A 20,349-nucleotide genomic window follows, 5' to 3' on the forward strand; every position below is an offset into this window, starting at 1 on the left:
GCGTGAATGACGCTCGGGCGGCCCTTGAACCGCACCACACGGAGACATCGCCATGAACCCGCTCACCCTCGAAATCCCCAGCCGCAAGGGCCAGGTCAGCCCCGAAGAATGGCAGACCCGCGTCGACCTCGCGGCCGCCTACCGGCTCGTCGCGATGTTCAAGTGGGACGACCTCGTCTTCACCCACATCAGCGCCCGCGTGCCGGGCCGGCACGACGAGTTCCTGATCAATCCGTACGGGCTGATGTTCGACGAGATCACCGCGTCGAGCCTGATCAGGATCGACGCGCGAGGCAACAAGCTCGACGAATCGCCGTACGACGTGAACCCCGCCGGCTTCACGATCCACAGCGCGATTCACGCGGCCCGCCACGATGCGCAGTGCGTGCTGCACGTGCACTCGCTGAACGGCATCGCGGTGTCGGCACAGAAGGGCGGGGTGCTGCCGATCTCGCAACAGTCGATCTTCGTGCTGTCGAGCCTGGGCTACCACGGCTACGAGGGGGTGGCGCTGCGCGACGACGAGAAGCCGCGCCTGGTGGCCGACCTCGGCCCCGACAACAGCTTCCTGATGCTGCGCAACCACGGGCTGCTGACGCTCGGCGCGACGATCCCGGACGCGTTCCTGAACATGTACCTGTTCGAGACGGTCTGCACCATCCAGGTTCGCGCGCAGGCCGGCGGGGGCGAGTTGATCCCGGTAGACCCGCGCATCATCGCCGGCGCCCAGCAGCAGGCCAAGCAGGTGACGCGCGGCATGGGCGGCGGCGCATTGGCGTGGCCGGGCCTGCTGCGCAGGCTCGACAAGGCCGACCCGGGCTACCGAACCTGAACTAGCCGAATTTCGGCGCGCGCTTCTCGAGGAACGCGTTCAGGCCTTCCGCGCCGTTGGCGTGGAACAGGTTCTCGACGAAGTGGTCGCGCTCGGCGTCCAGTTGCTGCGCCAGCGTGCGGCCGCCGGCCTCGCGCAACAGCGCCTTGCCGCTGGCGAGTGCGTTCGGCGCCATCGCGGCGACGCGTTCGGCCAGGCGCAGCGCGGTGTCGATCGCGCGGCCTTTGTCCACCACCGCGCTGACGAGCCCGCTGGCGTGCAGCTGTTGCGCCGTCACCGGCTCGCCGAGCCAGATCATCTGCTGCACTTGGGCCCGCGGCAGCGCCTGCAGCAGCTGCCACGTCGCGCCGCCGTCGGGCGACAGGCCGATGCGGCCGTAGGACAGGATGAAACGCGCGTCGTCGGCCGCGACGATCAGGTCGCAGGCCAGCGCGAGCGAGAAGCCGGCACCGGCGGCCGCGCCTTCGACCGCCGCGATCACGGGCTTGGGGCACGCACCGAGCGTCTCGACAAGCTGATGCAGGTGCTCGAGCATCCGCACCTGGGCCGGCGGGCCACTGCGCCGGCGTTCGAGCAGCCCCTGCAGGTTGCCGCCGGCGCAGAAATGACCGCCGTCGCCGCACAGGACGACCGCCCGGATCTCGGCATCCGATTCGGCGCGGTTCAGCGCCTCGATGGCCGCGGCGATGACCTCGTGCGACAGCGTATTGCGCGTGGCCGGGTCGCTGAGCGTCAACACGAGGGCGGGGCCGCGCTGATCGGAGAGGAGGGTGGCTGTCATTAAGTGCTCCGACCGGGGCGTTGTTGCGGAATTCTGTCACGCGTCTCTCGGGCGCCACGAGGGCGTGCAATTGTTACTTCATGCTAGAGTCCCTCGACCCCTAGACAGCCCCCACGCCCACCAACGCCGATCACGCATGCGCGCAGTTCTGACCTTCACCGCGATCGGCTCCGCACTGTGGTTGGCGGTGTCCTCCGCGCAGGCCATCGGCTTCGGGCGCATCAGCAATCCCACCCAGCTGGGCCAGCCGCTGAATTTCAGCGCGGTCGTCCGGCTCGAGCCCGACGAGGCGCTGCCGGCGGAGTGCGTTTCGGCCGAGGTTCAATCCGGCGACAACCGGCTCGCGCAGGGACAGGTCCGCGTCAGCGTCGACGGGCCGCCCGAGGCCGGCGAGCGCACCGTTCGCATCACGACCAGCGCGCTGATCGACGAGCCGGTCGTCACGGTCAGCGTGACCGTCGGCTGTCAGGCCAAGGTGACGCGGCGGTTCGTCGCGTTCGTCGACCCGCCGCTGATCAACGCGCCTCAGACCGCGTTCACGGAGCCGGTGCCGCCGCGTGCCGAGCCGCAGACTTCGGCGATCGTCAACGCCGTCCCGCGCAGCACCGCGGCACCGCGACCGCGCAGCGCGGACGACACGCCGCGCGACGGCGCCACGCCGCGCAGCCGTCCGCGTCCGTCCGCGCCGGTGACCGTGAGTCGCGCCGCGCGCGACGGCGTCACGGCGCAGCCGGCCAAGCCGCGCAGCAGCACCGTCGCAGCGCGCCAACCGAACACGACCGCACGGGCGACGACCACCGGGCCGCGCCTGCAGCTCGAAACGGCGGCGCCGGTCATCGCACGCGCAGCATCCGCACCCGCGGTACCGGCGCCCGCGGCGACCGCACTCGCCGCGGCAGCCAGCGCGGCGAGCGCACCGGCGGCGGACGCCGCGTCCGCCGCGAAAGCGGAGTCGCCGGCCGAACAGCTCGCCGCCGAGCGCCAGCGCATCCAGGCGCTGGAAGACAGCATGGCCAAGCTGGCCAAGAACTCGCAGGCCACGCAGGCCTCGCTGCTCGCGTTGCAGGCACGCCTGAAGGACGCCGAGTCCGAACGCTTCGCCAACCCGCTGGTGTACCTGCTCGCCGGCCTGGTGGCGCTGCTGGCCTTGCTGGTGGCGCTGCTGTTCTGGCGCCAGACGCGCGGCACACGGTCGGCGCAGTGGTGGTCCGGCCCGGTGCCGACGCCAGCGCCGTCCGATGCGCCGTTGACGGTGGCGCCCGCGGCTGCGGTGCCGGTGCCCGTCCCGTCGATCGCGGCCGAATCGGCCGCGGCGCCGCTGGCGACGGACGACGTGTTCGAGGTGCCGACATTCCCGCACGAAGAGGAACCGCCGCTGGCGACAGGCGTCGTGCCGCCGCGCGAATTGTCGGTCGAGGAGCTGATGGACCTCGAGCAGCAGGCCGAGTTTTTCGTCGTGCTCGGCCAGGACGATGCCGCGATCGAGCTGCTGATGAGCCACGTGCGCACCGACGGCGGCAACAGCCCGTTGCCGTACCTGAAGCTGCTGGAAATCCACCGCCGGCTCGGCGACTCCGCGGCGTACGAACGCATCCGCGAACGCTTCAACCGCCGCTTCAACGCCTACGCGCCCGACTTCGAGGCCGATCCGCAGAAAGGTCGCTCGCTGGTCGACTACCCGGAGACGATCGACCGACTGCAGTCGCTCTGGTCGGCGCCGACCCGCGTGATGCAGACGCTGGACGCCTCGCTGTTGAGTCGCAACAAGGGCGATGCCACCTTCGATTTGCCGGCCTACCGCGAACTGCTGTTCCTGTACGCGGTGGCGCGTGACCTGGCCGAGAGCGGCGGCGTGCCGCCGAGCACCGGTGTCGACCTGCTGCTGCCGCTCGACGACTCGGCGGAGCAGCCGGTGTCGCGCCTGAGCGCGACGTCGGGCTCGACGGCTTCGGAGTACGCCGACACGGCAACGCTGCCGGTCGATCTGAACCTGGCGTCCAACCAGGCCGCCACGGCGTCCGAACCCGGGCGCGGCGACGCCGCGAAGCCTGGCTTCATCGACTTCCACCTCGATCTGCCGAACGAGCCGACGCCCGACGACAGGGTGCGCTGAGTCAGAGCTTGGCCAGCCGCGTCAGCGCGAGTTGCAGCGTCTCGTCCTTCTTCGCGAAGCAGAAGCGTGCGATCCGCTGTTCGAACCCGCCCTGGTAGAAGGCCGCGAGCGGGATCGCCGCGACGCCGATCTCGGTGGTCAGCCAGCGGCAGAAATCGGCTTCCGGGAGTTCGCTCACGGCCGAGTAATCGACGCACTGGAAGAAGCTGCCGGTACTCGGCAGCACGCGCAGGCGCGTCGCGGCCAGGCCCGCGCGGAACAGGTCGCGTTTGCGCTGGTAGAACGCCGGCAGCGCGAGGTGGCGCGACGCGTCCGCCATGTAGGTCGCCAGCCCGTGCTGCACCGGCGTGTTGACGGTGAACACGTTGAACTGGTGCACCTTGCGGAACTCGGCCATCAGCGGCGCCGGCGCGGCCACGTAGCCGACCTTCCAGCCGGTCACGTGGTAGGTCTTGCCGAAGCTCGAGACCACGAAGCTGCGCTCGGCGAGTTCCGGAAAGCGGGCGACGCTCTGGTGCAGTTCGCCGTCGTAGACCATGTGCTCGTAGACCTCGTCCGCGATCACCAGGATGTCGGTGCCGTGCAGCAACCCGGCGAGCCGCGCCATGTGCGCAGCGGACCAGACAGTGGCGCTCGGGTTGTGCGGCGTGTTGACGATGATCGCGCGCGTGCGCGGCGTGATCGCGGCGGCGATGCGCCCGAAATCGGGCTCGAAGGTGCCCGGCGTCAGCGGCACGTGGACCGGCGTGCCGCCGGCCAGCTCGATGTTGGGCTCGTAGCTGTCGTAGCACGGGTCGAGCACGATCACCTCGTCGCCCGGGTGCACGATCGCGAGGATGATGGTGATGATCGCCTGGGTCGCGCCGGCGGTGATCGTGATCTCGCTGACCGGGTCGTAGTGGCGGCCGTACAGCGCGGCGATCTTGGCACTCACGGCATCGCGCAGCGCCGGCACGCCGGCCATCGGCGGGTACTGGTTCAGGCCGCTGCGCATCGCCGCGGCGACCGCGTCGACGAGCGCCGGGTCGCAATCGAAATCCGGGAAGCCCTGGCCGAGGTTGACGGCCCCGTGCTCGGTCGCGAGCGCGGACATCACGGTGAAGATCGTCGTGCCGACGTGCGGCAGGCGGCTGGTGATGGCAGGAGTCATGTGGGAGTGGAGGGGAGTCAGAGTTGGTAGTCGTCGCCACCGCCGGCCATCGCGCCGTCGATCAGCTTGCGGTTCAGTCGATCGGACAGCATCTCGGCGAAGGCGTAGACGAAGTTGCGCAGGTACGCGCCGCGCTTGAACGCGATCCGCGTGACGTTGTTGCCGAACAGGTGACCGACCGGTCGCGCGACCAGGTCGCCGCCCGGCGGGTCGTCGCGCACCGCGATCTCGGCGACGATGCCGACGCCCAGGCCGACCCGCACATAGGTCTTGATCACGTCGGCGTCGATGGCCTCCAGCACGATGTTGGGCTTGAGGTTGCGTGCCGCGAAGGCCTGGTCGACGCGGGTGCGGCCGCTGAACGACGGGTGGTACGAGACCAGCGGCAGCAGCGCCAGGTCTTCCAGCGAAATCCGCTCGACCTGCGACAGCGGATGCCCGGCCGGCATCACGACCGCGTGCCGCCATTCGTAGCAGGGCAGCGTGACGAGCTCGGGCACATCGGCCAGTGACTCGGTGGCCAGGCCGATGTCGGCGACCTCGTCGCGCACCATCCGCGCCACCTGTTCGGGCGAGCCCTGGTGGATGCTGATGTTGACCTTCGGAAAGCGCCTGCGCAGTTGCGCGACCGGCTCGGGCAGGAAGTAGCGCGCCTGGCTGTGCGTGGTGGCGATCGACAGCGTCCCGGCGTCCTGCATCGAGAACTCCTCGCCGATGCGCTTGAGGTTGCCGACCTCGCGCATGATCACCTCGATGCTCTTCAGCACCTCGCGGCCGGGCTCGGTGATGCGGCGCAGGCGCTTGCCGTGGCGCGCGAAGATGTCGACGCCGAGCTCGGCCTCGAGTTCGAGGATCGCCTTCGAGATGCCGGGCTGCGAGGTGAACAGCGCCTTCGCGGTCTCGGTCAGGTTCAGGTCGCGGCGCGCGGCCTCCTGGACGAAGCGGAACTGGTGCAGGTTCATGGCGGTGGCGGCGGTTCGTTCGTCAGGTCGTGGGCCGCGACGGCCATCGCATCGATCACGCTGTCGATCTCGCCGATCGCGCGGCGCAGGCGCCAGTCGGTGCCGGGGCAGGCGGTGCGCAGTGCGGCGAGCAGATCGGGCAGGTCCTTGCGCACGTGGCCGCCGGCGCCGAGGAACAGCGGCACGACGTCGACCTGCGTGCAGCTCGCAGCCGCGAGCGCTGCGCCGGCCTCCCCAAGCGTGGGCGTCATGAATTCGAGGAAGCCGAGTTCGACCACCAGTGCGGCATCGCGCGCCCTCACGCGCTCGGCCACGGCGCGGAATGGGATTGCCCAGTTCGGGTCGCGCGCTCCATGCGCGAACAACAGCAGACCGCGCTTCATCGGTACCTCACCAGCCAGCTGAAGGCCGCCAGCGACAGCAGCAGGTACAGCGCGCTCGGCGCCGCCGCCACCATCCACGGTGTCCAGTTTCGCAGCAGCCCGAGGTGCCCCGCCACGTTGTTCAGCAACACGAAACTGATGCCCAGCATGATGCCGCCGAACACCTTCAGGCTGATGCCGCTGGCGCGCGCATGCATGTACGCGAAGGGCAGCGCGAGGCCGACCATCACGAGACAGGCGAACGGGTAGAGCGCGCGCTTCCAGAACTGGATCTGGTAGATCTGCGCGGCCTGCTCGTTCTCGGCGAGGTGGCCGATGTAGCGTGCCAGGTCGATCGTCGACATCGCGCTGACCGGCGACACCGTCGCCGCGACCACGGCCGACGACAGCCGGCTGTTCCAGGCCAGCTCGGGCAGCTTCTGCTCCGGCACCTGGCGCGCACCGGCGCCATCGCCGGCATCGATCCAGCGCGTCACTGTCACATCCTGCAGCGCCCAGGCCTGGGTCTTCGGGTCGACCTGCGCGCGCGCCGCGGCGATCCGCCGCAGCAGGCGGTTGCCGTCGTCGAACTCGAAGATGCGGATGTCGTTCAGCAGGCCCTTCGGTCCGGCGGAGCCGACGTTGATCGAGTAGTTGCGCTCACCCTCGGGCGTGGTCGCGTGGTCCTTCAGCCAGGCGCCCGAGCGGCCGAGCTTGACGCCGCCCTTGTAGAGCGCCTGCACCTGGCCGGCCTGGCGCTCGCTGAGCGGTGCGAGGTAGTCGCCCACCACGAACGTCAGCACGCCGAACACCAGCCCGAGCACCGCCAGCAGCGACAAGGCCCGCCCGGGCCCCAGCCCGCCGGTGCGCAGGATCGTGTATTCGGACGATTGCGCCATCCGCGCCAGCGTGTAGATCGTGCCGATCAGCACCGCGATCGGCGCGACCTCGTAGAAGTGGCCCGGCACCAGCAGCAGCGAGTACAGCGTCGCCTGCAGCACCGAGTAGGCGGGGCCGACATCGCCGAGCTGGTCGATGAAGTCGATGAAGAACGACAGCGACAGGAACGCGAGCGCGACGAATGCCACCGCGGTGACGATGTCGACATAGAACAGCTGGCGGACGGTCTTCATGCCGGCACCGCCCGCGCGGCCAGGCGGGCCCGCCAGGCGCCACGCCGGTTGGCGTCGTCGCGCCACCAGAGCAGGCCGAGCGCGATCGCGAACGCGCCGCCATGCGCCAGCAGCAGCGCGCTGCCCATGCCGATGCGCCCGCCCGCGACCCAGGCCTGCGACAGGTTGATCACGTTGTAGTAGATCGCGAAGGTCAGCAGCGCGAACAGCAGGTTCCAGTTGCTGGCGCGGCGCGGGTTCGAGGCCGACAGGCCGATCCCCAGGAGCACCATGTTGGCGGCGCCGAGCAGCAGGCCGAGGCGCCAGACCAGTTCGCCCTGGTGACGTGGCGTGGGTTGCAGCAGCAGGTCGAGGCTCGTGCGGGCCTTCGGCGGCAGGTTGTCCATGCTCGAGATCACGCGTTCGCCGGCACGCGCGCTGTAGCCCTCGAAGCGCGCCAGCGTCTTTTCGCCGGTCTTCAGGTTCTCCTCGTTCTGCTGGCCCCGGCTGAGCTGCAGGAAGCGGTCGTCACCGACCAGTTCGATGCGCCCGCTGCGTGCCGACGTGACCGACTCGGCGTTCGGCTGCGTGCTCAGGATGAACACGTTCTTGCCGATCCGCGCGTCACTCGTGTCGCGCTCGATGAAGAACACGCGCGTCCCGTCGCTCGAGGTCTGGAATTGCCCGGGAGCCACGCGCGACAGGTCGGAGCGGCGCTCGAAGCGCTCCTTCAGCTCGACGCCGCGCTGGTTCTGCCACGGCCAGACGAACAGGGCCAGCACGCCGATCACCAGCAGCACCGGCCAGGCCAGGCGCAGGACCGGTCGCACGAAGCGCGTCAGGCCGACGCCGCTGGCGAACCAGATCGTCATTTCGCTCTCGCGGTACATGCGGGTCAGCGTCGCGACCACGGCAATGAACAGCGACAGCGCCAGCATCGTCGGCAGGTGGCCGAGCGCGACGTAACCGAGCAGCAGGACCACGTCCTGCGGCGCCACCTGCCCGCCGGCCGCCTGGCCGAGGGTACGGATCAGCATCATCGTCAGCACGATAGTGAGGATCACGACCAGGGTCGCCCCGAAGTTGCGGGCCAGGTCTCGGCGCAGGGTGGAATCGAATAACATCGTCGGCTTGTCTCAATGTCCTGCTCTCATGGGACGGGTGATTATGGACTTTCGTCATCAGATTTCTGCTCCGGACAACCTGGCCGCATTGGCCTGCGACGCGCTCGTGCTTGTCGTCGTCGGCGAGGCGGTCGACGCCAGCCTCGACCCGGCGCTCGCGAACGCGTTGAGCGACGCGATCGCGCAAGGCGACCTGGCGCTGAAGGCCGGCAAGAGCCTGTACCTGCACCGCCCGGCGGGCGTGCGCGCCGCCCGCGTCGTGTTCGCGGCGGCCGGCGCGCCGACCGTGAAAGCGTTCAAGGCCGCGTTGATGCACGGACTGAACCAGGTGAAGGGCAGCGGCGCGAAGCACGTCGCCGTCGGCCTGGCGGGCGCCGGCGCCCTGAGCGATGCGCACGCCGAGGCGGTCGTCACCGCGGCGCGCGAGTGCACCTACCTCTACCGCCATACCAAGCCGAGCGCACCGGCCGCGTCGAAGATCGACAAGGTCACCGTGCTGTGCGCGAAGGCCGACGTGAAGCCGGTGCAGCAGGGCCTGGCCCGTGGGCACGCAATCGCCGCCGGCGTCAACCTGGCGCGCGAATGGGCGAACCGCCCGGGCAACCACTGCACGCCGACCCACCTGGCCGACGTCGCGAGGAAGCTCGGCAAGGAGTACGCGCTGAAGGTCGAGGTGCTCGACCGCAAGGCCTGCGAAAAGCTCGGCATGGGTTCGTTCCTGTCGGTGGCGCAGGCCTCCGACGAACCGCTTCGCTTCATCGTGGCGCGCTACGACGGCGCCCCGAAGTCGCAGGCGCCGGTGGTGCTGGTGGGCAAGGGCATCACCTTCGACACCGGCGGCATCTCGCTGAAGCCGGGCGCCGAGATGGACGAGATGAAGTACGACATGGGCGGCGCCGCGAGCGTGCTCGGCACGCTGCGCGCGATCGCCGAACTCAAGCCGAAGCTGAACTTGGTCTGCATCATCCCGTCGTGCGAGAACATGCCGGGCGGCAACGCGGTCAAGCCGGGCGACGTGGTCACCAGCATGTCCGGCCAGACCATCGAGATCTTGAACACCGACGCCGAAGGCCGGCTGATCCTGTGCGACGCGCTGACCTACGCCGAGCGCTTCAAGCCCGCGGTCGTCGTCGACGTGGCGACGCTGACCGGCGCCTGCGTGATCGCGCTCGGCCACCACAACTCGGGGCTGTTCACTGCGGACGACAAGATCGCCGAGCAGATGCAGGCGGCCAGCGCCAAGGGCCTGGATCCGTGCTGGCGCATGCCGCTCGACGAGGAATACGACGCCGGGCTGAAAAGCAACTTCGCCGACATGGCCAACATCGGCGGCCGCCCCGGCGGCGCGATCACCGCGGCGATGTTCCTGAAGCGCTTCACCGGCAAGTACCCGTGGGCGCACCTGGACATCGCGGGCACCGCCTGGAAGTCGGGTGCCGCCAAGGGCGGTACCGGCCGCCCGGTGCCCTTGCTGACCCACTTCGTGCTCGCACAGGCGGCGTGAGGTGCCGTGACCGAGGTCAGCTTCCATTTCAACGTGCCCGACCGCACCGCCTATACCTGCCGGCTGGTGCGCAAGGCACACCGGATGGGTGCCACCGTCGTGCTGGCCGGTCCGGCGCCGGCGCTCGCGCATTTCGACCGCGCGCTCTGGACCTTCGAAGACCTGGAGTTCCTGCCGCACGTGATGCTGCGGCCGGGCCAGGCGATCGAACCGCGCCTGCGGGCGACCCGTGTCTGGCTCGCCCAGGATGCGAGCCAGCCCGGTCACCACGACGTCCTGATCAACCTCGGCCCGGATGCGCCCGCCGGGTTCGAGAGCTTCGGCAAGCTGGTCGAGATCGTCTCGGCCGACGAGGTGGAACGAACCGCCGCGCGCGCGCGCTGGCGCCACTACGCGACCCGCGGGTACGCGATCCAGAAGCACGAGGTGGCCGCGTGAACTCGCCGCTGCCGCCGGACCGCGTGCCGACGCTGACGGAAGTGGTGGCATGGCCGGGTGCATCGGCCGCGCCGGCGTCGGGACCGGCCCCGGAGCCATTGGCTGAGCCGGCCACGACCGCGACACCGGAGGTCGCGATGCCGTTGCCGGCGCCGTTGTCCATCACCGAGGAGCAGCTGACCCAGCGCATCCTCAACGACCTGCAGCGCCAGATGGACCTGATGCTCGACTACCGGCTGCGGGAAATCCTGACCCCGCTGCTCACGCGCGCCGCGGACAGCGTGGTGCGCGAGGCCCGCAGCGAGCTGGCATCGACCTTGCGTGATGTGGTGGCCCGTGCGGTGGCCCAGGAACTGACCCGTCATCGCACTCGCTGACCCGCGCGTTGTGGGTTGACCCTGACGGCTTTCGGCGGCCCTTCGCCGAGGCGCGCAGGCGGCGGGCGACCGAGCATTCACCACTATAGGGATTGCGATTCTTTTGCGGTATTGTGTCGCCCGTTGAGATATCAACCGTTTCCTTGAACATTCCAATCGGAGGTTTTTGCATGCAAGTCAAACTGAACACGATCGTCGCCGCAGCGCTGGTGATGGTCGGTGCTTCTGCGTACGCGCAGGACATGGTCGTCAAGATCGGCCACGTCGGCCCGACGAGCGGCGCCATCGCCCACCTCGGCAAGGACAATGAGAACGGTGCCCGCATGGCCATCGACGAACTCAACGCCAAGGGCGTGACGATCGGCGGCAAGAAGGTCAAGCTCGAACTGCTGGCCGAGGACGACGGCGCGGACCCGAAGCAGGGCACCGCCGTGGCGCAGAAGCTGGCGGATGCGAAGGTCGCCGGCGTGATCGGCCACCTGAACTCCGGCACCACGATCCCGGCCTCGAAGATCTACTCGGATGCCGGGATTCCGCAGATCTCGCCGTCGGCGACCAACCCGAAGTACACCCGCCAGGGCTTCAAGACCGCGTTCCGCGTGGTCGCTGACGACGTGCACCTGGGCAGCACCCTCGGCAAGTACGCCGTCAAGGAGCTGAAGGGCAAGACGATCGCCGTGATCGACGACCGCACCGCGTACGGCCAGGGCGTCGCCGAGGAGTTCACCAAGGCCGTCAAGGCCTCCGGCGGCGCGATCGCTGAAACCCAGTTCACGACCGACAAGGCGACGGACTTCACCGCCATCCTGACCCAGATCAAGTCGAAGAAGCCGGACGTGGTCTTCTTCGGCGGCATGGACGCCGTGGCCGGTCCGATGATCCGCCAGATGAAGCAACTCGGCATCAACGCCAAGTTCATGGGCGGCGACGGCATCTGCTCGAGCGAACTGCCGAAGCTGGCGGGCGGCGCGATGGCCGACGGCCAGGTCGTCTGCGCCGAAGCCGGCGGTGTCGAAGGCGAGCAGAAGGTCGGGATGGAGAAGTTCCGCGCCGACTACAAGAAGAAGTTCGGCATCGACGTCCAGGTCTACGCACCGTACGTGTACGACGCGACCAACGTGATGGTCGCCGCGATGGTCAAGGCCGGCTCGGCCGATCCGAAGGTCTACCTGCCGGTGCTGGCGAAGACGGCCGGCTACAAGGGCGTGACCGGCACGATCGCGTTCGACGAGAAGGGCGACATCAAGAACGGCGCGCTGACGCTGTTCACTTACAAGGGTGACAAGCGCGACCAGATCGCGGTCGTTCGTTAAGCGAACACCTCGCTCTGCAGCTCTGGGGCGCCTTCGGGCGCCCCTTTTGATTCCAGCCGGGCGGGGAGGCCGCCTTCATTTGTTCGGTGCCGTACAGACTGGCTCGCTCCGGGACGTGAAGATCCCCAGTACGCACCGCTTCCGCGTGGCCCCGTCAACGTCAGGGCTCCCATTGCTTCATGAGTTTTTAACGAACAACCGCAGCGAACTGATCGGTCGCTGCAGTACGAAGGTGCGCCGGCGCCTCCAGCGAAATGCGACCGACATGCAACTGGTCAACGGCATTCCGCTCTTTCTGGACCAGCTGATCCGCACGCTGATTGCCGAGGATGAAGGGAACGCCGCGCTCAGCGTGGAAGTGTCCGGAAGTTCGGGTGGAGATGTCGAGGCGCCATCCGAGATCGGGGTGGGCGCCATGGCGCACGGCAAGGCGCTGCTGGGTCTGGGCTTCTCGGTCGACCAGGTCGTGCATGACTACGGCGACCTGTGCCAGGCGATCACCGAGCTCGCCGAGGAGCGGGATGCGCCTTTCCAGGTGTCCGAGTTCAGGACGCTGAACCGCTGCCTGGACAACGCCATCGCGGACGCCGTGTCGGAGTTCAGTACACAGCGCGACTCTGCCGTGGCCGAACGTCTGTCGACGGAGGCGAACGAACGGCTTGCCTATCTCGCGCACGAGCTCCGCAACGCCCTGCAAATTGCGAATCTCTCGGTGCGTGCGATGGAAATCGGAAGCCTGTCTCTTGCCGGTGCCACCGGTTCCGTCTTGAAGCGCAGTCTCACGTCGATGCGCGCCCTGGTGGACAGTTCGTTGGCTGAAGTCCGCGCGCGAAGCGCGACGGCGATTCCGACCAGCATCTTCTCGCTGTCGTCACTCATCATCGACGCCGCAACCGCTGCGCAGCTGGAAGCGGATGTCCGTGGATGCGAGCTCATCGTCGCCACCGTGGACCCGGTTCTGCGGGTCGAGGCGAACCGGGACCTGCTGCTGGGTGCCCTGGGCAACCTGCTCAGCAATGCATTCAAGTTCACGCACCGGAACACCGCGGTTCACCTCATCGCGTATGACATCGACGACCGTGTCTACATCGACGTCGAGGACCATTGCGGAGGCCTCGCGCCCAATCACGCGGAGACGATGTTCCTGCCCTTTACTCAGCTGGGCGCTGACCGCACCGGGCTGGGTCTCGGGCTGTCGATCGCAAGACAGAATGTCGAGTCGATGGGCGGCACGCTTTCGGTGAAGGACCTGCCCCAGGTGGGCTGCGTCTTCACCATCTCATTCCCGAGCTCGTTGGTCGAGCGCCGGAGCGACCTGGGTCAGCTCGGCTAGCGGCTCAACACCCGTCGAGCCGGATGCCAGCGCCGGCTGCGGCGAGTAGCAGCAACGATCCCGCCGGCAGGGGCAGCGCGACCTCGCCCTGGCCGTGCCAGGCGCCACGACCGGTCGGCTCGGTGGTGTCGACGATGACTTCCCACACCCCGGCCGGCAGCAGGAACTGCGTGTCGGCAGCACCGGCGTTGACCAGCACGAGCAAGGGCGCCGCCGCACGGCCGGGCTCGCCGATCAGGCAGCCCAGCACGCGGCTGTCCGGATCGCTCCACGCGACGCCCTGCAAGGGTTCGCCGTCGCGCGTCAGCCAGGCGATGTCGTGCAGGCCGAGCGGGTCGGTCAGGCCGCTGTACCAGCGGTTCGCAAACGGCCGGGCGAGGCGGCGCACGCGGACCAGTCGGGCGGTGAACTCGAGCAGGTCCGCGTCCGCGCTGGACCAGTCGATCCAGGTGATCTCGCTGTCGTGGCAATAAGGGTTGTTGTTGCCGGACTGGGTGTGGCCCAGTTCGTCACCGGCGCACAGCATCGGTGTGCCTTGCGCCAGCAGCAGCGTCGCCAGCACGGCGCGTTGCAGCCGTCCGCGGAGCTGGTTGACGGCCGGGTCGTCGCTCGGCCCCTCGACACCGGCGTTGAAGCTCAGGTTGTGGCCGGTGCCATCGCGGTTGTCTTCGCCGTTGGCGAGGTTGTGGCGCTCGTTGTAGCTGAGCAGGTCGCGCAACGTGAAGCCGTCGTGCGAGATCACGTAGTTGACCGACTCGGCCGGGGCCCGGCCGCGTGCCTCGTACAGATCGCTCGACGCGCACAGCCGCTGCGCGAAGCCGCCGCGCGTGGCCGGGTGGCGAAGCCAGAACGCCCGCATGTCGTCGCGGAACTTGTCGTTCCACTCGGCCCAGCCGTTCGGAAAGCCGCCGACCTGGTAGCCGCCCGGGCCCAGGTCCCAGGGCTCGGCGATCATCTTGACGCCGGCCAGCACCGGGTCCTGCGCCACCGCGGCGAAGAAGGCCGTCTGCCGCATGAAGCCCTCGTCGCCACGGCCGAGGACGGGTGCGAGGTCGAAGCGGTAGCCGTCGACGTGCATCTCCTCGACCCAGTAGCGCAGCGAGTCCATCACCAGCTGCAGCACGCGCGGGTGACGCAGGTCGACGGTGTTGCCGCAACCGGTGTAGTTGTCGTAGGCGCTGCGTGCGTCGGGCGGCAGGCGGTAGTAGGTGGCGTTGTCCAGTCCCTTGAACGAGACGGCCGGGCCGAGCGCGTCGCTCTCGGCGGTATGGTTGAAGACGACATCGAGGATCACCTCGATGCCGGCCGCATGCAGCGCCGCCACCATCGCACGGAATTCGGCGCGCGTCGCGGCCGCGTCGTGCGGCGTGCTGCCGAGCCGCGGCTCGACGGCGAAGAAGCCGATCGTGTTGTAGCCCCAGTAGTTCGTCAGGCCCATCTTGACCAGGCGTTCCTCGTCGATGCGCTGGTGCACCGGCAGCAGGCTGACGGCCGTGACGCCGAGCTGCTTCAGGTGCGCGATCGAGGCGCCGTGCCCGAGCCCCGCGTAGGTGCCGCGCAGGGCCTCGGGCACGTCGGGGTGCAGCTTGGAAAAGCCCTTGACGTGCATCTCGTACAGGACCGTGTCCGCCAGCGGCGTGTCCGGCGGGCGGTCGTCGGCCCAGTCGTGGCGGTCGCGCACCACGCGCGCCTTCAGTGCGGTCGCGGCGTTGTCGCGCGGGTCCATCTGGCGCGGGTGGACGCGGTCGGCGTCGAAGTGCAGGTCCGACCAGTCGAAGCTGCCGACGATCTCGCGGGCGTACGGATCGAGCAGCAGCTTGTTCGGGTTGAAGCGGTGGCCCTTGTCGGGCCGCCATGGTCCGTGCGCGCGCAGGCCGTACACGAGGCCCGCGGCGGCGCCGTCGATGCGGCCGTGCCAGACATCGCCGGTGTGCCCGGGCAAACGCAGGCGTTCGATCTCGCGGGTGCCGGTGGCGTCGAACAGGCACAGGTCGATCGCCTGCGCGTGCGCCGAGAACACCGCGAAGTTGACGCCGCGATCGTCGGCGTGGGCGCCCAGGGGCCAGGAGCGGCCGCTGCCGAGCCGGCTCAGGCCTTCCATTCGAACATCACGGTGGCCAGTGGGGGCAGGTCGATCACGATCGATTGCGCGCGGCCATGCAGCGGTACCGGCTGCGCCGTCGCGGCGCCGAGCGGCGTGCCGACGTTGCTGCCGCCATAGTGCTCGGAGTCGGTGTTCAGGCACTCGCGGTAGACGCCCGGTCGCGGCACCCCGACGCGGTACGCGCGGTGCGGCGTCGGCGTGAAGTTGCAAACCACCACCACGAGCGCGTCGTCGGCCTCGCCGCGCCGCACGAAGCTCAGCACCGATTTCTCGGCATCCTGGTGGTCGAGCCACTCGAAGCCGTCGGGCGTGAAATCGCGCTCGTGCAGCGCCGGGGTCGCCCGATAGAGCGCATTCAGGTCGCGCAGCAGCTTGCGCACGCCGTCGTGCAACGGGTCGTCGAGCAGGTGCCAGTCGAGGCTGCGGTCGTGGTTCCACTCGCGTTCCTGCGCGAACTCGCAGCCCATGAACAGCAGCTTCTTGCCGGGGTGGCCGAACATGTAGCCGTAGTACGCGCGCAGGTTGGCGAACTTCTGCCAGCGGTCACCCGGCATCTTGGTGAGCATCGAGCCCTTGCCGTGCACCACCTCGTCGTGCGAGAGGGGCAGCACGAAGTTCTCGTTGAACGCGTAGACCAGGCTGAAGCTCATCTCGCCCTGGTGGTGACGGCGATGGATCGGATCGCGCTGCATGTACTGCAGGGTGTCGTGCATCCAGCCCATGTTCCATTTGTAGTGGAAGCCCAGGCCGCCGGCATGGACCGGGCGCGAGACGGCAGGGAACGCGGTCGATTCTTCCGCGAGCGTGACTGCCTGCGGCCGCTCGGTGCCGACGATCTCGTTCATGCGCTTCAGGAACGCGATCGCCTCCAGGTTCTCGCGACCGCCGTGCACGTTCGGCACCCACTCGCCGGCCTGGCGGCTGTAGTCGCGGTAGAGCATCGAGGCGACGGCATCGACGCGCAGCCCGTCGACGTCGTAGCGCTCGAGCCAATAAAGCGCGTTGGCGACCATGAAGTTGCTGACCTCGGTGCGGCCGAAGTTGTAAATCAGCGTGTTCCAGTCCTGGTGAAAACCTTCGCGCGGATCGGCGTATTCGTACAGGTGCGTGCCGTCGAATTCGGCCAGGCCGTGCGCATCGGACGGGAAGTGCGCCGGCACCCAGTCGAGCAGCAGCCCCAAACCCTCGGCGTGGCAGCGTTCGACGAAGCGCTTGAACCCCGCCGCATCACCGAAGCGCGAGGTCGGCGAGTACAGCCCGATCGGCTGGTAGCCCCACGAACCGTCGAACGGATGCTCGGAGACCGGCAGCAGTTCGATGTGCGTGAAGCCCATGTCGCGCGCGTAGGGCACGAGCAGGCTCGCGAACTCGTCCCAGTTCAGGTAGCGGCCATCGGGGCCGCTGGTGTGGTCATGGTGACGGCGCCACGAGCCCAGGTGCACCTCGTAGATGCTGACGGGCGCGTCGAGTGCATTCGCCCGGCGTCGCGCCTCGGAAGGCGGCACCACGGCCGGCATGCGCGCGACGACGCTGGCCGTGGCCGGCCGCAACTCGGATTGCAGCGCGTATGGATCGGCCTTCTGCGGCAGGACGCGGCCGTCGGCGGCGCGCAGCTGGTATTTGTACTTGGCGCCGGCGATCACGCCGGGCAGGAAGATCTCCCAGACGCCGCACTCGCGTCGCAGGCGCATCGGGTGGCAGCGGGCATCCCAGTGGTTGAAGTCACCGACCACGCTGACCTGCGACGCATTCGGCGCCCAGACGGCGAAGCTGGTGCCGGCGACCCCCAGCAGCACCCGCTGGGTGGCGCCGAGCACCTCGAACGGCCGCAGGTGCGTGCCCTCGCCGAGCAGCCAGACGTCGAGCTCGCCGAGCACCGGCGGGAAGCGGTAGGGGTCGTCGACGATCGTCGAGCGGCCGTCCTCCCAGCGCACCTGGAGCCGGTAGTTCGGCCGCACCGTGATGGTCAGCGGCCCTTCGAACAGCCCGTCGGCATGCCGGCGGGCGAGGGCGCCGATCAGCTCGCCGTTGCTCGCATCGAGCACGGCGACCTGCGAGGCACCCGGCAGCATCGCACGCAGCCAGAGTTGGCCGTCGCGGTCGGCGTGGATGCCCAGCGCGGCGAACGGGTCGTTGTGGGTCGCGTGGCGAAACGCGTCGATCTCGGAGTCGGAAAGCATGTCGTGGGCGCGAAGCCGGAAAGGTGCAGGCTCGGTGCGACGCATCGTAGCGCCGCCACGGGCGATCGGACTAGCGCGATTCGGGCGCGATGCCCCAGATCTGCTTCGCGTACTCGCGGATCGTGCGGTCGGACGAGAACGCTCCCATGCCGGCCACGTTGGCGATGGCGCGCTCGGCCCAGGCGCCCGGCTCGCGGTAGAGCGCATCGACGCGGGCCTGCGTCGCGACGTAGGACTCGTAGTCCGCCAGCAGCAGGTAGTGATCGCCGCCCCAGAGCAGCGAGTCGACCAGGCCGCGGTATCGGCCCGGCTCGTCCGGCGAGAACGCGCCGCCGGCGATCGCGTCGAGCACCATCTTCAGGCCCGGCACGCTTTCGTAGTAGCGCATCGGCTGGTAGCCCGATTGCTTCAGCGCCTGCACCTCGGGGGTCTTCAGGCCGAAGATGAAGATGTTGTCGTCGCCGACGTTCTGGCGGATCTCGATGTTCGCGCCGTCGTCGGTGCCGATCGTCAGGGCCCCGTTCAGCGCGAGCTTCATGTTGCCGGTGCCCGAGGCCTCGGTGCCGGCGGTGGAGATCTGCTCGGACAGGTCGGCGCCCGGCATGATCGTCTCCGCCACCGAGACGCCGTAGTTCGGGACGAAGACGATCTTGAGCCTGTCGCCGATGCGCGGGTCGGTGTTGACGACGCTGCCGACATCGTGGATCAGCCGGATGATGTTCTTGGCCATCGCATAGCTCGACGCCGCCTTGCCCGCGAAGATGACGGTGCGCGGCACCCAGTCCGCCTCCGGTTGCGCGAGGATCGCCTGGTAGCGCGTCACCACGTGCAGAACGTTGAGGAGCTGGCGCTTGTACTCGTGGATGCGCTTGACCTGCACGTCGAACAGGCTGGCCGGGTCGACGCGCACGCCGGTCTTGCGTTCGATCAGCGCGGCCAGGCGTGCCTTGTTGTGGCGCTTGACGGTCATGAAGGCGTCGCGGAAACCCGGGCTCGCCTTGACCTTGTTCAGTTCGGCGAGCTTGTCGAGGTCGAGCCGCCAGCTCTTGCCGAGCGTGCGGTCCAGCAGGTCGGACAGGCCGGGGTTCGCCTGCGCGAGCCAGCGGCGGGGTGTCACGCCGTTGGTCATGTTCGTGAAACGCTCCGGCCACAGGCTGGCGAAGTCCTTGAAGATCGTCTGCACCAGCAGGTCGGAGTGCAGCGCCGAGACGCCGTTGACCTTGTGGCTGCCGACGATCGACAGGTTCGCCATGCGCACGCGACGCTCGCCGCCTTCGTCGATCAGCGACACGCTCGACATGAACCCGACATCGCCGGGCCGGTGCGCCGCGGCCAGGTCCATCAGGTCCTGGTTGATGCGGAAGATGATCTCCAGGTGGCGCGGCAGCACGTGCTGCATCAGCGCCACCGGCCAGGTCTCGAGCGCCTCCGGCATCAGCGTGTGGTTGGTATACGAGAACACCTTGACGCAGATCGTCCAGGCCTGCTCCCAGTGCATGCCGTGGTCGTCGCACAACACGCGCATCAACTCGGCCACGCCGATTGCCGGGTGGGTGTCGTTCAGGTGGATCGCGACCTTCTCGGCCAGGTTCGCCAGCGTGCCGTGCTCGGCGAGGTGGCGATCGATCAGGTCCTGCATCGACGCGGCGACGAAGAAGTACTCCTGGCGCAGCCGCAGCTCGCGGCCGGCGGGCGTGCTGTCGTTCGGGTACAGCACCCACGAGATGTTCTCGTATTCGTTCTTGGCGCTGGCGGCGCGCGCGTAGTCGCCGGTGTTGAAGGCGTTCAGGTCGATGTGCGCCGGCGCGGCGGCCTTCCACAGGCGCAGCGTGCTGACCTTGTCGGTGCCGTGGCCGGGAATCACCATGTCGTAGGCCTTGGCGGCGACCTCGCCGCTGGGGCGCCAGAGCGCGCGCGCGTCGGGGCCGCTGCCGGTATGTTCGACCCAGCCACCGAAGCGCACCGGGTACGTGATGGCGGCACGCGGGAACTCCCACGCCGTGCCGTCCTCCAGCCAGGGATCGGGATGCTCGATCTGTGCGCCGTTCTTGATTTCCTGCGCGAACATGCCGTACTCGTAGCGGATCCCGTAGCCGAATGACGGCAGGCCGAGCGTGGCCATCGAGTCGAGGAAGCAGGCCGCGAGCCGGCCCAGGCCGCCGTTGCCGAGCGCGGCATCGGGCTCACGATCGGCGACGTCTTCGAGGCGCTGCGCATGCGCGGCGAGCGCAGCGGCGGCTTCGCCCTGCAGGTCGAGCGCGGCCAGCGCGTTGCCCAGGGTGCGGCCCATCAGGAATTCCATCGACAGGTAGTAGACGCGGCGCGCCTTGTCATCGGTCTGCTGCTGCTGCGTGCGAACCCAGCGCTGCGAGAGCCGTTGGCGCGCGACCTGCGAGACCGCCTGCATCAGGTCGGTGGGGGTGGCGCTCGCCGGCGCGACGCCGACGTGGTCGAGCAATTCTTCTTCAACACCGGTGGCCACGCTGCGCGCGGTGCCGCTGGTGACGCCGAGCGTCGAAGGCTGGAAATTGGGTATCACTGTCGGATCCTTCATCATCTGAAAATTGCCATGCCGGTCAGTGTCTCATCGCACGACCTGCGGTCGAATCATGGCAACGCAATTTTTGCGCCCGTGCCCCGCAGCGTGCGCCGACCCCGATAGGG

The 20,349-nt window shown here is 68.8% G+C and carries 16 protein-coding genes; 7 read left to right on the forward strand and 9 right to left on the reverse strand.

The genetic code is table 11. From position 1 onward, the window contains the following. Positions 1-52 precede the first annotated feature (52 nt). Complete coding sequence (locus ACWH49_RS22465; protein ID WP_448173466.1) at positions 53-832, forward strand: class II aldolase/adducin family protein; 780 nt, start codon at positions 53-55, stop codon at positions 830-832. Position 833: 1 nt separating this feature from the next. Here ACWH49_RS22465 and ACWH49_RS22470 read toward each other — a convergent pair whose 3' ends face one another. Further along, positions 834-1,613, reverse strand: coding sequence for an oxepin-CoA hydrolase, alternative type (locus tag ACWH49_RS22470; protein ID WP_448173467.1), 780 nt, complete (start codon positions 1,611-1,613; stop codon positions 834-836). Positions 1,614-1,749: 136 nt separating this feature from the next. On the opposite strand from ACWH49_RS22470, the gene ACWH49_RS22475 reads away from it, so the two are divergent. Continuing rightward, positions 1,750-3,726: a type IV pilus assembly protein FimV gene (locus ACWH49_RS22475; RefSeq protein WP_448173468.1), complete on the forward strand. Its 1,977-nt coding sequence runs from the start codon at positions 1,750-1,752 to the stop codon at positions 3,724-3,726. A 1-nt stretch (position 3,727) separates the two neighbouring features. Here the strand turns inward: ACWH49_RS22475 and ACWH49_RS22480 are convergent, their stop codons facing one another. The 5 genes from ACWH49_RS22480 to lptF are packed head-to-tail and all read right to left on the reverse strand — an operon-like array spanning position 3,728 to position 8,436. Further along, positions 3,728-4,876: a pyridoxal phosphate-dependent aminotransferase gene (locus tag ACWH49_RS22480; protein ID WP_448173469.1), complete on the reverse strand. Its 1,149-nt coding sequence runs from the start codon at positions 4,874-4,876 to the stop codon at positions 3,728-3,730. Between the two features lie 17 nt (positions 4,877-4,893). Continuing rightward, complete coding sequence (locus tag ACWH49_RS22485; RefSeq protein WP_448173470.1) at positions 4,894-5,838, reverse strand: CysB family HTH-type transcriptional regulator; 945 nt, start codon at positions 5,836-5,838, stop codon at positions 4,894-4,896. Further along, positions 5,835-6,221 (reverse strand): sirohydrochlorin chelatase, encoded by a 387-nt coding sequence (locus ACWH49_RS22490; protein ID WP_448173471.1) that lies wholly within the window; start codon positions 6,219-6,221, stop codon positions 5,835-5,837. The genes ACWH49_RS22485 and ACWH49_RS22490 overlap by 4 nt, the downstream gene beginning before the upstream one ends. Beyond that, positions 6,218-7,333, reverse strand: coding sequence for an LPS export ABC transporter permease LptG (lptG, locus tag ACWH49_RS22495; RefSeq protein ID WP_448173472.1), 1,116 nt, complete (start codon positions 7,331-7,333; stop codon positions 6,218-6,220). Before lptG ends, ACWH49_RS22490 begins: the two co-directional genes overlap by 4 nt. After that, a complete protein-coding gene (lptF, locus tag ACWH49_RS22500; protein WP_448173473.1) occupies positions 7,330-8,436 on the reverse strand; it encodes an LPS export ABC transporter permease LptF in 1,107 nt (368 codons plus the stop codon). The genes lptG and lptF overlap by 4 nt, the downstream gene beginning before the upstream one ends. 43 nt (positions 8,437-8,479) lie before the next feature. Here lptF and ACWH49_RS22505 point away from each other — a divergent pair, with 43 nt between their 5' ends. The 5 genes from ACWH49_RS22505 to ACWH49_RS22525 all read left to right on the forward strand — a co-directional run bounded on the left by ACWH49_RS22505 (position 8,480) and on the right by ACWH49_RS22525 (position 13,401). Continuing rightward, positions 8,480-9,940: a leucyl aminopeptidase gene (locus ACWH49_RS22505; RefSeq protein WP_448173474.1), complete on the forward strand. Its 1,461-nt coding sequence runs from the start codon at positions 8,480-8,482 to the stop codon at positions 9,938-9,940. 6 nt (positions 9,941-9,946) lie between these two features. Then, positions 9,947-10,378, forward strand: a complete 432-nt coding sequence (locus ACWH49_RS22510; protein ID WP_448173475.1) for a DNA polymerase III subunit chi — start codon at positions 9,947-9,949, stop codon at positions 10,376-10,378. After that, positions 10,375-10,755 carry a hypothetical protein gene (locus ACWH49_RS22515; protein WP_448173476.1) on the forward strand — a complete coding sequence of 127 codons (381 nt, stop codon included), beginning with the start codon at positions 10,375-10,377 and terminating at the stop codon, positions 10,753-10,755. Before ACWH49_RS22510 ends, ACWH49_RS22515 begins: the two co-directional genes overlap by 4 nt. A gap of 170 nt (positions 10,756-10,925) precedes the next feature. After that, positions 10,926-12,068 (forward strand): branched-chain amino acid ABC transporter substrate-binding protein, encoded by a 1,143-nt coding sequence (locus ACWH49_RS22520; protein WP_056469305.1) that lies wholly within the window; start codon positions 10,926-10,928, stop codon positions 12,066-12,068. Between the two features lie 265 nt (positions 12,069-12,333). Beyond that, positions 12,334-13,401, forward strand: a complete 1,068-nt coding sequence (locus ACWH49_RS22525; RefSeq protein ID WP_448173477.1) for a sensor histidine kinase — start codon at positions 12,334-12,336, stop codon at positions 13,399-13,401. A gap of 4 nt (positions 13,402-13,405) precedes the next feature. Here ACWH49_RS22525 and glgX read toward each other — a convergent pair whose 3' ends face one another. The 3 genes from glgX to ACWH49_RS22540 form a co-directional block, all read right to left on the reverse strand. Further along, a complete protein-coding gene (gene glgX, locus ACWH49_RS22530) occupies positions 13,406-15,502 on the reverse strand; it encodes a glycogen debranching protein GlgX (protein ID WP_448173478.1) in 2,097 nt (698 codons plus the stop codon). Further along, positions 15,490-17,685 carry a 1,4-alpha-glucan branching protein GlgB gene (gene glgB, locus ACWH49_RS22535; RefSeq protein ID WP_448173479.1) on the reverse strand — a complete coding sequence of 732 codons (2,196 nt, stop codon included), beginning with the start codon at positions 17,683-17,685 and terminating at the stop codon, positions 15,490-15,492. The genes glgX and glgB overlap by 13 nt, the downstream gene beginning before the upstream one ends. A gap of 70 nt (positions 17,686-17,755) precedes the next feature. Further along, positions 17,756-20,242, reverse strand: a complete 2,487-nt coding sequence (locus ACWH49_RS22540; RefSeq protein ID WP_448173480.1) for a glycogen/starch/alpha-glucan phosphorylase — start codon at positions 20,240-20,242, stop codon at positions 17,756-17,758. Positions 20,243-20,349: the final 107 nt, after the last annotated feature.

It is taken from the genome of Rhizobacter fulvus (genome assembly GCF_964020785.1).

What these genes read in the sequence shown, in the direction of transcription:
- ACWH49_RS22520 (WP_056469305.1), top strand. Translation starts at nt 10,926, where the DNA reads ATGCAAGTCAAACTGAACACGATCGTCGCCGCAGCGCTGGTGATGGTC.
- glgB (WP_448173479.1), bottom strand. Translation starts at nt 17,685, where the DNA reads ATGCTTTCCGACTCCGAGATCGACGCGTTTCGCCACGCGACCCACAAC.
- ACWH49_RS22485 (WP_448173470.1), bottom strand. Translation starts at nt 5,838, where the DNA reads ATGAACCTGCACCAGTTCCGCTTCGTCCAGGAGGCCGCGCGCCGCGAC.
- lptF (WP_448173473.1), bottom strand. Translation starts at nt 8,436, where the DNA reads ATGTTATTCGATTCCACCCTGCGCCGAGACCTGGCCCGCAACTTCGGG.
- lptG (WP_448173472.1), bottom strand. Translation starts at nt 7,333, where the DNA reads ATGAAGACCGTCCGCCAGCTGTTCTATGTCGACATCGTCACCGCGGTG.
- ACWH49_RS22540 (WP_448173480.1), bottom strand. Translation starts at nt 20,242, where the DNA reads ATGATGAAGGATCCGACAGTGATACCCAATTTCCAGCCTTCGACGCTC.
- glgX (WP_448173478.1), bottom strand. Translation starts at nt 15,502, where the DNA reads ATGGAAGGCCTGAGCCGGCTCGGCAGCGGCCGCTCCTGGCCCCTGGGC.
- ACWH49_RS22490 (WP_448173471.1), bottom strand. Translation starts at nt 6,221, where the DNA reads ATGAAGCGCGGTCTGCTGTTGTTCGCGCATGGAGCGCGCGACCCGAAC.
- ACWH49_RS22525 (WP_448173477.1), top strand. Translation starts at nt 12,334, where the DNA reads ATGCAACTGGTCAACGGCATTCCGCTCTTTCTGGACCAGCTGATCCGC.
- ACWH49_RS22480 (WP_448173469.1), bottom strand. Translation starts at nt 4,876, where the DNA reads ATGACTCCTGCCATCACCAGCCGCCTGCCGCACGTCGGCACGACGATC.
- ACWH49_RS22475 (WP_448173468.1), top strand. Translation starts at nt 1,750, where the DNA reads ATGCGCGCAGTTCTGACCTTCACCGCGATCGGCTCCGCACTGTGGTTG.
- ACWH49_RS22505 (WP_448173474.1), top strand. Translation starts at nt 8,480, where the DNA reads ATGGACTTTCGTCATCAGATTTCTGCTCCGGACAACCTGGCCGCATTG.
- ACWH49_RS22465 (WP_448173466.1), top strand. Translation starts at nt 53, where the DNA reads ATGAACCCGCTCACCCTCGAAATCCCCAGCCGCAAGGGCCAGGTCAGC.
- ACWH49_RS22470 (WP_448173467.1), bottom strand. Translation starts at nt 1,613, where the DNA reads ATGACAGCCACCCTCCTCTCCGATCAGCGCGGCCCCGCCCTCGTGTTG.